The 13,115-nt window shown below is 63.1% G+C and carries 11 protein-coding genes and 1 tRNA gene; 7 read left to right on the forward strand and 5 right to left on the reverse strand.

Annotation, left to right across the window (positions count from 1 at the left end):
* Window positions 1–39 precede the first annotated feature (39 nt).
* From ASD99_RS27455 to ASD99_RS27470, 4 genes are all read left to right on the forward strand, one after another.
* On the forward strand, window positions 40–384 hold the full coding sequence (locus ASD99_RS27455; protein ID WP_056580956.1) for a VOC family protein: 345 nt from the start codon (window positions 40–42) through the stop codon (window positions 382–384).
* 129 nt (window positions 385–513) lie between these two features.
* Window positions 514–588, forward strand: a tRNA-Gln gene (locus tag ASD99_RS27460).
* Between the two features lie 297 nt (window positions 589–885).
* Window positions 886–2,976 carry an O-antigen ligase family protein gene (locus tag ASD99_RS27465; protein ID WP_057145494.1) on the forward strand — a complete coding sequence of 697 codons (2,091 nt, stop codon included), beginning with the start codon at window positions 886–888 and terminating at the stop codon, window positions 2,974–2,976.
* A 51-nt stretch (window positions 2,977–3,027) separates the two neighbouring features.
* A complete protein-coding gene (locus tag ASD99_RS27470; protein WP_057145495.1) occupies window positions 3,028–3,396 on the forward strand; it encodes a hypothetical protein in 369 nt (122 codons plus the stop codon).
* 25 nt (window positions 3,397–3,421) lie between these two features.
* On the opposite strand, the gene smc is transcribed toward ASD99_RS27470, so the two are convergent.
* The 3 genes from smc to ASD99_RS27485 form a co-directional block, all read right to left on the reverse strand.
* On the reverse strand, window positions 3,422–6,880 hold the full coding sequence (gene smc, locus ASD99_RS27475; RefSeq protein ID WP_057145496.1) for a chromosome segregation protein SMC: 3,459 nt from the start codon (window positions 6,878–6,880) through the stop codon (window positions 3,422–3,424).
* 105 nt (window positions 6,881–6,985) lie between these two features.
* Window positions 6,986–7,744, reverse strand: coding sequence for a DsbA family protein (locus tag ASD99_RS27480; protein WP_057145497.1), 759 nt, complete (start codon window positions 7,742–7,744; stop codon window positions 6,986–6,988).
* Between the two features lie 183 nt (window positions 7,745–7,927).
* Complete coding sequence (locus ASD99_RS27485; protein WP_056580972.1) at window positions 7,928–8,428, reverse strand: DUF721 domain-containing protein; 501 nt, start codon at window positions 8,426–8,428, stop codon at window positions 7,928–7,930.
* A 54-nt stretch (window positions 8,429–8,482) separates the two neighbouring features.
* Here ASD99_RS27485 and mutY point away from each other — a divergent pair, with 54 nt between their 5' ends.
* Together mutY and ASD99_RS27495 are read left to right on the forward strand one after the other, a co-directional pair.
* Window positions 8,483–9,655, forward strand: coding sequence for an A/G-specific adenine glycosylase (gene mutY / locus ASD99_RS27490; protein ID WP_057145498.1), 1,173 nt, complete (start codon window positions 8,483–8,485; stop codon window positions 9,653–9,655).
* Window positions 9,648–10,259 (forward strand): HAD family hydrolase, encoded by a 612-nt coding sequence (locus tag ASD99_RS27495; RefSeq protein WP_056580978.1) that lies wholly within the window; start codon window positions 9,648–9,650, stop codon window positions 10,257–10,259. The genes mutY and ASD99_RS27495 overlap by 8 nt, the downstream gene beginning before the upstream one ends.
* Before the next feature lie 66 nt (window positions 10,260–10,325).
* Here the strand turns inward: ASD99_RS27495 and ASD99_RS27500 are convergent, their stop codons facing one another.
* Window positions 10,326–11,459, reverse strand: coding sequence for a site-specific DNA-methyltransferase (locus tag ASD99_RS27500; protein ID WP_056580980.1), 1,134 nt, complete (start codon window positions 11,457–11,459; stop codon window positions 10,326–10,328).
* A 161-nt stretch (window positions 11,460–11,620) separates the two neighbouring features.
* Between ASD99_RS27500 and ASD99_RS27505 the strand changes: the two genes are divergently transcribed.
* Window positions 11,621–12,307, forward strand: a complete 687-nt coding sequence (locus ASD99_RS27505) for an HAD family hydrolase (RefSeq protein ID WP_057145557.1) — start codon at window positions 11,621–11,623, stop codon at window positions 12,305–12,307.
* 25 nt (window positions 12,308–12,332) lie between these two features.
* Here the strand turns inward: ASD99_RS27505 and ASD99_RS27510 are convergent, their stop codons facing one another.
* Entirely contained in the window at window positions 12,333–13,061 is a 729-nt protein-coding gene (locus ASD99_RS27510) for a hypothetical protein (protein ID WP_057145499.1), read from the reverse strand.
* Window positions 13,062–13,115 lie beyond the last annotated feature (54 nt).

Genomic DNA, 13,115 nt, shown 5'->3' on the forward strand with positions numbered 1-13,115 from the left:
CATTTAATGTAGAACATAACAGGAACAAACAGGTGCTCCATGAAATTGCCCGGGAAACTCGACTATCTTGAAATGCCGGCGATCGGTGGAACGCTGGACCGGTTGAAGGCCTTCTACAGTGCCGCCTTCGCCTGGTCGTTCACCGACTATGGGCCGACCTATTCGGCCTTTGCCGAGGGCCTGGACGGCGGCTTCCAGGCCGATGCCGCGGAAGCACCGGCCAAGCCGCTGCCCGTGCTCTACAGCAGGGAACTGGAGGAAACGCTGCGCGCTGTCGAAAGTGCAGGCGGCGCGATCGTCAAGCCGATCTTCCCGTTCCCCGGCGGCCGGCGCTTCCACTTCGTCGATCCGGCCGGCAACGAGATGGCGGTGTGGTCCGAATAGCCCGCACGCATGCCCTCTGGCGGCAGCTGCGTTAGCTGCCCGATTGGACGTTCTGACCATCGTTCATGAGGATTGTGCTTTTCGGCTGCTCTGCTAATAACGCGCCGCACAAGCGACTCTGACGGCAATTGGGGCGTCGCCAAGTGGTAAGGCATCGGTTTTTGGTACCGACATTCCCAGGTTCGAATCCTGGCGCCCCAGCCATCATAAGTAGGTCCGTTCCGGACACATAGGTTACGGTTTATACCGGAGACATGGGTAACACTTTTGGCCCGAAGGGGTTGGTCCATACTGGACATATAGGACCCGAGAGTACCTTTGCGATCTTCCATGAAGCCGATCGGCTAATAATTCGACTGTGTCATAAATTCAGATGAGCCAACGCCATCGCGGCAAATTCGGGTCACCACTTGCGCATGATCTGGACAGTGTCGCCTTGAACATCTCCCTCTTTCCATACATAGGTCGACCGGGTGGGTGGCGGCTCAACATGGAACTTCGATGAACCTTCCTATATTCGCCATCAACCTCGATCGCGAGACCGGTCGCTGGAGCGAATTGCTCGCCAGCGCGGAAGCGGCCGGCCTAACCTTGCAGCGCATTGCCGCCGTCGACGGCCGCGCCCTCGCTAAAAAGGACTGGACGGAGATCGATCTTCCAGCCGCGCGTAAGCTGAGCGGGCGCGACATCCTGCCGGGCGAATATGCCTGTTACCGCAGCCATATCCAGGCGCTGGAGGCATTCCTCGCGGGTGGCGGCGCCTATGGCCTGATTGTCGAGGACGACGTCCTCTTCAGCGAAAACACCATACGGCGCATCGAGGCCATCATCGCGGCGGTCCCGGATTTCGATGCCATCAAGCTGACCAATCATCGCATGAGCTTCTTCATGCGCGCCGTCGAGACTACGGAAGGCGACGAGATCGGTCGCGCGCTGCATGGCCCGCAAGGCTCGGCGGCCGCCTATCTGGTGACGCGGGAAGGCGCGCAGGGGCTGTTGTCGGCGCTCGCCGTAATGAAAATGCCATGGGACGTCGCACTCGAACGCTTCTGGGACACCGGCTTGAAAGTCTATTCGGTCCGCCAAAACGTGCTTGGCTTCGCCGCCAGCAGCAAGATTTCCGGCATAGCCGGTCCCTCGGGAAGCTACAAATTCGCAAGGCTTGGCGGGCCGAGCCGGCTAAGTGCCGGGGCGTTGCGGGCCGGCGACGAGCTGCGCCGCTTGCATCACGTCCTGCTGCGGCCCTCTTTGCCGCGGGAAACCCCGGACTACGCCAAGGACGACGCGCCGCGCAACACCTTGCTTCTGTTGCTTGCGGCGCTCGCCATCCTCGCTTTGGTCTCCGCGGTCTGGCGCGAGGCCGACACCTACCGCTATGCGAGCCTGGCGCTGGCCTTGGTCGCAGTCGTCCGCTGGTTCAGGGTGGATTTGTGGACCTACAGCAAACCGCTGATCGGTTGGGTCGGCGGTCTGTGCGTGGGTTGGTCGCTCTATGTCTTCATCCGACTGGCGATCGTCTATTTCGGTACCCATCAGTTGGGTGGCGCCGAAGGCGTTTACATGTTTCCGCTGTTTTACGCGACGACCGGCTTCGCGTTTCTGCTGTTTGTCAGGCAGCCCGCGCGGCTCGTGCTCTGGTTCATGATCCTCAGTCTTGTCTTCCTGGCGGCGGACACCTTCTATTCGGACATGTTTCAAGGCGTCCAACCGACACCGCGGCTTTTCAACAATCCCATCCACGCGTCGGTGGCGGCTGGTTTCATCTTCCTTTGCGCGCTGCAATTCATGGCGTACACGGCCCAAAGAACGGACCTGAGGAAAGCAACCAAGAACCTGTATTGGGCGCTGTCGGCAGCCGTCCTGCTGTTTGCCCTCGTCAACATCATCGAGATGCGGTCAAAGGGTGTCTGGCTTGCGCTTGCGCTCGTCCTGCTCTTGTTGGCAGTCATGACCCTGGCGAGAGGCCATCGCCGCGAACTGCTGGTTTCGTGTGGCGTGCTGGCGATCGTGGCGGTCGGCATCGTCGCGACACGCAACGTCTTCTCGTCCACCGCCGGCGACACCATGATCTTCGTCAAGGCCTTGGTTCCGGATGTCTTGAGGCATGGCGTCCTTCCGGCCTTCGACCGCGCCATCGCGAGCGATACGGTTCCGCTTGCAGCCAAGGAACGGCTGATGCTGTGGGCGGATGCGATCGAAATCTGGAAACGCCACCCGATCTTTGGAGCCAGCTCCAGCTGGCTGACCGAATGGCAGCATAGAACCTATCATCCCATGATCTTCAACGTCTTCCACAACGGATATCTGGAGATTGCCGTGCGCTATGGTGTGGTCGGACTGGCGTTCTTTGCCTTTCTCTACACCTGGTCGTCCAGGCAGGTTCTGCTGGCCATGCGGGCCAAGCTTGTCGCTCCGGCCGCATGGTCCTGCTACATCTCAACACTGGTCTTTTTCGCCATAACCATCCTTACGAATTCAAACAACCGGCTGGCTATGGGTGAGGCCTTCATGTGGTTCGCCGCAGCGTTCGGCTTCTATTGTTTTTATGTTCGCCAGCAGAAGAACCTTGTCGCGCCGCGAACTTATTTCTAGGGAACGGCTTCGGCCTTCCCCGCGGTCGGCGCAGATTGTTGTTGGAGTAGAATGAGATTTTATTCAGTCGCCGAACGGGTCGCTTTTCTCGTCACGCTCATCGCGGTTCTTGTGCTTGCGCTGCTGCCGGTACCTCGTCTCAATGAGTATGGGATCGATGTCGGTTTCCACTACGACAAGCTGAACCACGCCAGCGCCTTTGCCGTCCTGACCTTCCTGGGAGGGCTCGGCTGGCCCGACCGCAAGGCAAGGCTGATCGTCTTCCTCGCCCTGGTCGGCGCGGCGATCGAGGTTCTCCAGGGCACCGCACTGATAGCGCGCGACCTGGATGTGTTCGACTGGGTCGCCGATTGCGTCGGCATGGCATGCGGGCTCGTGGCCGTGATCTCCATGAACTGGATTTTGCAGCGCAGAGGTTGAAAACGGCCAGGCAGCGCGACCTGGATCAGCTCGCCTCGCGCATCGCCTCGGCCGCCTGCAGGTCGACCGACACCAGCTGGCTGACGCCTTGCTCGGCCATGGTCACGCCGAACAGCCGGTTCATGCGCGCCATGGTGATTGGATTGTGGGTGATGATGACGAAGCGTGTCTCGGTGGTGTTGGCCATTTCGTCCATGAGATTGCAGAAGCGCTCGACATTGTGGTCGTCGAGCGGGGCGTCGACTTCGTCGAGCACGCAAATCGGCGCCGGATTGGTCAGGAACACCGCAAAAATCAGCGACATCGCCGTCAGCGCCTGTTCGCCGCCGGACAGCAGCGTCATGGTCTGCGGCTTCTTGCCGGGCGGGCGGGCCAGGATTTCGAGCCCGGCTTCGAGCGGATCGTCGGATTCGATCAGCTGCAATTCCGCCGTGCCACCGCCGAACAGATGCGAGAATAGCCGCTGGAAATGGCCATTGACGACGTCGAAGGCGGCAAGCAGCCGCTCACGGCCTTCGCGGTTGAGGCTCTGGATCGCCTGCCTGAGCTTGCGGATCGCCTCGATGATGTCCTCGCGCTCGGAGACGATCGCCTCCAGCCGGTCGGAAAGCTCCTTCTGCTCTTCCTCGGCGCGCAGATTGACGGCGCCCAGCCGTTCGCGCTCGATCTTCAGCCGGTCGAGCTGCCGCTCGATCTCGGCCATTTCCGGCATCGGGCTGTCAGCCTCCAGACCGGTGTGGCGGATGACCAGATGCGGCGGCGTGTTCAGCGTCTCCTGGATGCGCGCCTCGACCTCCTGCCGGCGTTCGTCGGCCGCGGTCAGCCGCTCTTCGGCGCGAACGCGGGTCTCGCGTGCCTCGGCCAGGAACTGGATGGCGCCGGTGGCGGCCTTGTCCATTTCGGATTGCCGGTTCTCGGCTTCCTGCAAACGGTCGGCCGCCGCCTTGCGCAAGGTCTCGGCTTCGGTGAGCTGGGACAGCAGCGCGCGCCGCTTGGCGTCGATTTCATCGGGAGCATCGGCCAGCCGCTCGCGTTCGGCCTCGGCCTCGGCCTTGCGTTCGCCGAGCGACGCGATCTGCGTCGAGGCGTTTTCGGCCCGCTCCAGCCAGTTGCTGCGCTCGGCGCCAATGGCATCGAGCCGGCGCGCACGCGCCTCGGCTTCGCGTCTCAGCCCCTCGTGCACCGCACGCGCATCCGCAAGCGTGGCGCGATCGCGGGCGACATTGGCCGAGGACTGTTCGAGCTGCAATTGCAGATCGCCGAGATCGGGCGCGTCCTGCAGCAGCATTTCCGCCTCGGCGAAGGCGGCCGAGGTCTCCTCATGGCTGTCGACGATGCGGGCGCGCGCCTCGTCCAGTGCGGCGCGCCGGCTCTGCAATTCGCCGCCGGCCCTTTCGGCCTCGGCCAGCGCAGTGCGGGCAGCGTCCAGGCGGTGCTGCGCGTCGCGACCGGCCTGGCGCGCGTTGCGCTCGGCCTCGCTCGCCAGGCGAAGCGCCTGTTCGGCCTGGGCAAGCGCCTCTTCAGCCTGACGCAGGACGAGGGTCGCCTGTATCGCCTCGGCATCGAGCTCAGCCAGCCGGTTCTTCTGCGCCAGCCGTTGCGCGGCGGCGGTCGGGGCATCGGCACTGGCGGTAAAGCCGTCCCAGCGCCAGAGCGCACCCTCGCGGCTGACCAGCCTCTGGCCGGGAGCAAGAAGCGCCTGCAGCCGGCGGCCATCGCCGGCGTCGACGATGCCGATCTGCGCCAGACGGCGGGCGAGCTGTACCGGCGCATGGACCACGCTGGCAAGGCTCTTTACGCCCTCCGGCAAAGCCGCGTCGCCGGGTTGGATCCCGCTTTCGCCCCAATGCACCGGCGCGCTGCGGTCGAGCGGCACGTCGAGGTCTTCGCCGAGTGCCGCGCCCAGCGCCGTCTCGAAACCGCGATCGACGCTGATCTGTTCCAGCACGGCCGGGAAGAGATCGCCGCTGGCGGCGTTCAGGATTTTTGCCAGCGTGCGCGCTTCCGTCTCGATCCGTGCCAGCTCGGCCCTGGCATCCTGAAGCGGTGGCCGGGCAGCACTTTCCGTGGCGCGGGCATCGATGACCGACTGCTCCGCATCCGATACGGCAGCCTCGGATTCCTCCAGCAGCGCTATGGCCTGTTCGACCAGCACGCGCTTCTCGGCCGGATCCGGCAGGCCGGCAACCTTGGAGAGTATCTCCGACAATTCGCGATCGACGTCGGCAAGCTGACGGGCGAAACGGTCGCGGCGCTCGGCGGTGTCGCGCAGCGTCCGTTCGATCTGGTTGCGCGAGGCGGCAGCCTCGGCCCGTTCGGCGGTCAGCGCGGCGAGTTTGGCTTCGCTTTGTGAAAGCGTCGATGCAGCCTGCTCGAACGCGGCCCGGGTGCTGGCCTCGCGGTCGGCGGCGCCGGCATTTTCCGAATTGAGCGTGGCTTCCTCGGTGCGAAGGCGTTCGAGGATATCCGCATTGTCGCGGACCATCCTCTCCTCACGCGCGATATCGCCGTCCAGCTGCTGCAGCCGGCGCTCGAGTTCGCTCTGACGGGCCCGGATGCGGCCGGCTTCCTCCTCGATCTGCGACTTGGCGATAGACAGGCGCTGGAAGGCGGCAGCCGCGGCTGCTTCCGCGTCGCGCAGGTCAGGCAAGCGATGAGCGCCGATGCCTTGCTCCCTGGCGGCAGCCATCTGGGCGGCGGCGCGGTCGCCGACCAGTGCCGTAGCAACTGCCAGCGCCGAGCGCGCCTCGCCTTCTTGCGTCTTGGCCAGCGTCCAGCGCAGATGCAAAAGCGTTGCTTCGGCCTTGCGGATATCGGCCGACAGGTTCTTGAAGCGGGAGGCCTGGCGCGCCTGGCGCTTCAAGCTTTCGATCTGGCTTTCCAGTTCGCCGACGACGTCGTCCAGCCGCTCGAGGTTCTGTTCGGCCGCCTTCAGCCGCAGCTCGGCCTCATGGCGACGGGTGTGCAGGCCGGAAATGCCGGCCGCCTCTTCGAGCAGGGCGCGACGTGCCTGCGGCTTGGCCTGGATCAGTTCGCCGATACGGCCCTGACCGACCATCGACGGCGAACGCGCGCCAGTCGACTGGTCGGCGAACAAAAGCTGCACGTCCTTGGCGCGGGCCTCCTTGCCGTTGATGCGGTAGAGCGAGCCGGCCTCACGCTCGATGCGGCGCGACACCTGAAGTTCATCGGCATCGTTGAAGGCAGCGGGCGCCGAGCGATCACTGTTGTCGAGGAAAAGCGTGACTTCGGCGGTGTTGCGTGCCGGGCGCGTGCCCGAACCGGAAAAGATGACGTCGTCCATGCCGGACGCGCGCATGTTCTTGTAGGAGCTTTCGCCCATCACCCAGCGCAGCGCCTCGACCAGGTTCGACTTGCCGCAGCCATTCGGCCCGACAATGCCGGTCAGTCCGCGTTCGATAACGAACTCGCCGGGCTCGACGAAGGACTTGAAACCGAGGAGGCGAAGGCGCGAAAACTTCATTCGCGCCGCCCACTAAGCGGATTTCCGTGGTTCTGCGAAAGGAATTCGCGGCACGACAAGAAGCCGCGCACGCCGAAGCGCCGCCGCCTCATTGCTGACTGGACGTCAGAGCAGAGGGTCGATGATGGCCGACATTTCCTCAATCGACATCGCCCCTTTGTAGGTCTTACCGTTGATGAAGAAGGTCGGTGTCGAGTCGACCTTGAATTCATTGGCGCCGCGCTTCTGGACCGATCTCACATCGTCCAGAAGTTTCTGGTCCGTCAAGCAGGCCTCGAAGGACTCCTGTGTAAAACCGGCGAGCTTCGAGATTTGCAGCAGCGCATCCTTGGTGTTCTGGACGCCAACCCAGTTCGCCTGCTGCCTGAACAGGACGTCCACCATCGGGAAATAGTTATCCTTGGCGCAGCGCGCCAGCATGAAACCGGCTTCGGCGCTCGGATCGAACGGGAATTCGCGCAGGATGTAACGCGCCTTGCCGGTGTCGATGTACTTGGTCTTCAGCTCCGGAAAGGTGGTCTCGGCGAAATGCGCGCAGTGCGGGCAGGTCATCGAGGCGTATTCGACGATGGTGACCTTGGCGTCGTCCTTGCCGAGTTGCTTGTCGGGCAGCGCACCCGGCTTCATCAGTTCCGCCATATCCACGGTGCCCTGGGCTTCCGGGGCGGTAGCAGCGGCCGGCGTGGCCGGCTTCGCGGGAGCGGCCGGCGCCGCGGGCTTTACATCCGCGGGCTTTACATCCGCGGCCTTCGCTTCCTCGCCAGAGTCGCTGCACGCGGCGAGCAGGGCGACCGCCGGAATGGCTGCCAGCGAAGACAGGACGTTTCTGCGAGACAAGCTTTGGCCGAACGGGGGACGGTTCATACGAATCACCTGACAAGGGTTGGATTTTGCAATGCAAAGGCACGAAAAGGCGAGAGTTGGCGCGAATTAAGGCATCTCGATCCCCAATCCAATCGCGAAACCTGACAAGAGCGATCACGAATGCGAGATATTGACGACAAATCCATGACTTTCTTCAAGGGCCCCACGACTTCTTCCAAGGGCCTATGACTTCCTCTCCCCGATAATGGTCGCGCCAAGTCTTTCCAGCGAGGCGCGCAACTCATCATTGTCGACCAAGCCGACCGTTCCGGACAATTTCGTCTTCTCGGCCGCCGTCAGCGGCCTGAGGGCCGGTCTGCGCTTCCCTTTGTCGGCTGTCACCGGCTTCTGCAAGATCCTGATGCGGCTGATCGCGGTGAAACCGAGGAAGGCATTGACCCGGTTGATGATCTCGCCGGTCTCGTGCTGCAGATGAAGTGCCGCCATGCCTTCGCAGGCGATGACCAGCACGGCCGGCTCGAACGGATCGTCCTCATGCATGCGGCGCGGCCACTGGATTTTTTCGGGGCGCGAGTGGCTGGCCAGTCGTGGCCCGGCAATCTCTTCCCATGACTGGACGAGGCCGATCGAAATGCCGGCCCGCTTGCGCAGCACCGGGTCGAGGATCTTGGTCGCGAGATCGCTGACCGGGACGGGATTGCCGTAGGGCGTTCTCCCTGCCATGTACGTTCTCCAGCCACGACCCCACCAGATACCGGCCAGGCCAATACAAGATCAATGGCATCAGCAGACCAGACCCGCAAGACCGCATCCGAGGATAACAGCATGGCTGTATCCAGGGATAGCAGCAGAGCTGCATCCAGAGATATCGCATCCCGCCTGCTCGGCTGGTACGATGTGCATCACCGTGAGTTGCCGTGGCGCATCACACCGCGTGAGCATGCGCGCGGCGCACGGCCTGATCCCTACCGCATCTGGCTGTCCGAGGTCATGCTGCAGCAGACCACCGTCGAGGCGGTGAAGGCCTATTTCCGGGTTTTCATCGAGAAATGGCCCGATGTCGAGGCACTGGCCGCGGCCCCGACCGAGGATGTAATGAAGGCCTGGGCCGGGCTCGGCTACTACTCTCGTGCCCGCAATCTCAAGGCCTGTGCCGATCTCGTCGCTCAGCGTGGTGGCCAGTTTCCCGACACGGAGGCGGCTTTGAGAGAATTGCCCGGCATCGGCGCCTATACGTCGGCCGCGATCACGGCGATCGCCTTCGACCGCCCGGCCGCCGTTGTCGACGGCAATGTCGAACGCGTCATCTCCCGGTTGTTTTCGATCACAACGCCGCTGAGTGAAGCCAAAGCCGAGATACGCGTCCATGTCGAATGCATGGTGCCCGGGACAAGGCCGGGTGACTTCGCCCAGGCGATGATGGATCTCGGCGCCACGATCTGCACCCCGCGGCGGCCGCGCTGCATGTTGTGCCCGCTGCGTGAAGACTGCAGCGCCGTCCTTTCAGGCGATCCCGAGCACTTCCCGGTGCGCCTGCCCAAGGCCGACAAGCCGCTGCGGCGGGGTGCTGCCTTCGTCGCCGTGCGAAACGACGGCGCCATCCTTCTGCGCAAACGGGCGGAGAAGGGCTTGCTTGGCGGCATGACCGAGGTGCCGACGACAGGCTGGACAGCGCGGATCGATGGGGCGACCACGGAAGCGTCCGCGCCCTTTCCCGCCGACTGGCGGCATGCAGGCCGCATTGCGCATGTATTCACGCATTTCGCTCTCGAGCTCGAAGTCTTTCACGCCCACATCAAAGGTGATGCGCTGGCGGGGCATTTTTGGTCGCCAGCCCACGAGATTTCCGGGGAAGCGCTGCCGACTGTCATGAAAAAGGCAATCGAAGCGGCGATACCGGGCGCGACGAAAAAGCCGTCGCCACACAGTGCAAAGAGGCCCCATGACTGAAATACGCCACATCGTTTTCGACATCGGCAGAGTGCTGATCCACTACGATCCCAACATTCCGTTCAGCCGCCTCATTCCGGATGCCGAAGAGAGAAAGTGGTTCTTCGACAATGTCTGCACGCATGACTGGAACATCGAGCAGGATCGCGGCCGGACTTGGGAAGAGGCCGAGGCGCTGCTGATCGCGGACCATCCCGATCACGCGGAAAACATCCGTAGTTTCCGCCGCCACTGGCACGAGATGGTGCCGCATGCTTATGAAGACAGCGTCGCCATCATGGTCGGCCTGATCGAGAGCGGCCACGACGTGACCATGCTGACCAATTTTGCCAGCGACACGCTGGCCGAGGCCCGCGAGCGCTTCGATTTTCTCGAACGGCCGCGCGGCGTCACCATCTCTGGCGAGATCGGCCTGATCAAGCCGGATCGCGGCATTTACGATCATCACGTCGCTGCCTTCGGCCTCGAACCGGCCGCGACGCTGTTCATCGATGACAGCCAGAAGAATGTCGATGGCGCCAAGGCGGCAGGCTGGCAATCGGTGCTGTTCACCGATGCGAAGACGCTTCAAGCAGACCTTGAGCGTCTCGGAATCAAGGCGTGATTTGAATCGCTTCGCGCGATCCGTTGAGCCTTTGAATCAACGGAATTCGAAGCAATTGGCAGGGGCTCAGGCCCCTGCCCGCTCCATGCCTAGCCGTGCAATGCGGCGAAGCTCGTCGATCGGGGTTAGGCCGCCGCTGCGCTCATAATGCCAGAAGGTCCAGCCGTTGCAGGCATCCAGACCCTGCACTTCGGCGCCGATCTTGTGGATCGAGCCGGCGCTGTCGCCGATCGCCACCGTACCGTCGGCACGCACCTTGGCCGCCCAGCGCTTCTTGGCGTCATAGAGCGTCGCACCCGGCAGCATCAGCCCGGTGTCGATCAGGCTGACGAAGGCAACGCGCGGCTCGGCGCGCTTGCCGGTCAGCACGGTGAGGTCCGCACCATCCAGCGGCCGCACCGCGTCGATGCGCTCGTTGGCGGCGTCGATATAGGCCTGCTCGCGTTCGATGCCGACGAAATGGCGGCCAAGACGCTTGGCCACCGCGCCCGTGGTGCCGGAGCCGAAGAAGGGATCGAGCACGATGTCGCCCGGCTTGGTCGAGGCCATCATGATGCGGGCAAGCAGTGCTTCCGGCTTCTGCGTCGGGTGCAGCTTGTCGCCATTGTCGTTCTTCAGGCGCTCGCCGCCGGTGCAGATCGGAAACAGCCAGTCGGAGCGCATCTGGATGTCGTCATTGGACGCCTTCATCGCTTCGTAGTTGAAGGTATAGCCCTTGCCCTTCTGGTCGCGCGTAGCCCAGATCATCGTCTCATGCGCATTCTGGAAGCGGCGCCCGCGGAAATTCGGCATCGGGTTGGTCTTGCGCCAGACGACGTCGTTGAGGATCCAGAAGCCGAGATCCTGCATCTTGGCGCCGACCCGGAAGATGTTGTGATAGGAGCCGATGACCCAGATGGTGCCGTTGGGCTTCAGCACCCGGCGCGCTGCCAGAAGCCAGGCCCGCGTGAAGGCGTCATAGGCCTCGAAACTCTCAAACTGGTCCCAGTCGTCGTCGACGGCGTCGACCTTCGACTGGTCAGGACGGTGCAGGTCGCCGTCGAGCTGCAGATTGTAGGGCGGATCGGCGAAGATCACGTCGATCGACTTTTCGGGCAGCCGGTCGAGTGCGGCGACGCAGTCGCCTTTGAGGATCGTATCCAGCCATTCGGATTGCTGGGGAGCGTGGGATAGCTCGTCGAGAAGACGCACGGCAGACATTCTGACACCCAAGGCACGCGTTACTGTTTTACTCTCTGTTATGGTTACCGATCAGCGTAAATATTCGGTGAAGACTGCCAAATTTGCGAAGGTCGCCCTGTTGGTGTATGCCGCGCCGCCTGAGCCTTCTGAGGCCCTTCACCCCCATTGTCCGGATCACCATGCCCCAGCCAGACCTTGTCATCTTCGATTGCGACGGCGTGCTCGTCGATTCCGAAATCATCGCCGCCCGTGTCGAGGCGGAACTGCTGACCCTGGCCGGGTACGAAATATCGGCTGATGAGATTTCCGAGACCTATGCCGGACTGACCTTCAAGGACATCATGATGCGGGTCGAGGAGAAGTCCAGGATTCCGTTCCAGGCCTCGCTGATCGACCGTGCCGAGGACCTAGTCGACCGCAAACTGCGCAGCGACGTCCGCGCCATCGATGGCGTGCGCGAGGCGGTCGCCGCGGTAACGGCGCCGCGTTGCGTCTGCTCCAATTCTCGCTCGGAGCGGATCGAATTCATGCTGGAGAAGGTGCATCTGCAGCCGTTTTTCGCCGGCCGAATTTTTTCGGCACTGGAAATACCAAGCAAGAAGACCAAGCCGGCGCCCGACGTGTTCCTGTTCGCGGCGGAGACACTCAACGCCAACCCGGCGAACACTTTCGTCATCGAGGATTCCGTGCACGGCGTCCACGGCGCCAGGGCGGCCGGCATGCGGGTGATCGGCTTCACCGGCGCCGCCCACAGCTATTCCGGCCATGCCGACGCGCTGACCGAAGCCGGCGCCGAGACGGTGATCCGCCGCTGGGCGGAGCTGAAAAGCGTGATCGCTGCGCTGTCGGAGTGGTCGGACGCCTGAGAAGCGTGCGCCGCGACGCCGCGATCTAGTTCGTCGCGGCAGCTCTCTTGCGGTGGGTCTTCTTCGGCTTGTCCGTCGTCACCTTCGGCGCGTTTTCATCATAGCCGGCAAAGGCCTGATAGTCCTGCGCCGTCGGCTCAGGCACGACAACATTGGAATCGGTGAACACAAACTGCGTGGCAGCCGAAGGATCGGTAACCTGAACCTGATACTGGTGAAGCTGAGAGTAGAGGACTTCGGTGCCGTGCATCACGGCGGTGCGGATCGGCATGGTGATGGTGCCCGGAGAAAATTTCGGTCCCGGCACGATCTTGCCGGCGACCGCGATCTTCATCGTCAACTGGCCGTTGGCACGGCTGCAGTCGCGCGTCACGTCGCTGACCGATGCCTGGTAGATGATGTTCGCCGACTCGTCGGGCGGAGTTCCAGCGGCGGCGTCAGCCTCAGCCTGGGCCGCGGCATCCAGCGCGGCGTCGCCGGTCCTCTTGACCTTAGGCTTGGGCTTCTGGGCGTCCTTGGCATAGGTGTTGAAGAATGCCGTGCCGTCGCGCACCGTCACCCTTGGGCAGTAGGCCTGCAACTGGCTGGCCAGTATCTTGGGATCCTGAGGCGGCGGTGGCGCGGTTGGATCCTTCTTGCCGATGCCGAGGTTCAGGATGCCATTGTCGCCCGATTGGCAGCCGGCGGCGGCAAGCATAAAGCCGGTGAGCGCAAGACCCGCCAAAAAGCGACCACTGAATGTACGAAACGCCATGAAACTGCACTTCCCTCTCGCAAAGCCGGTGACGTATATCAACCGCGCGGCAAA

This window comes from Mesorhizobium sp. Root695 (assembly GCF_001428185.1).
Classification (GTDB): Bacteria; Pseudomonadota; Alphaproteobacteria; order Rhizobiales; family Rhizobiaceae; genus Mesorhizobium.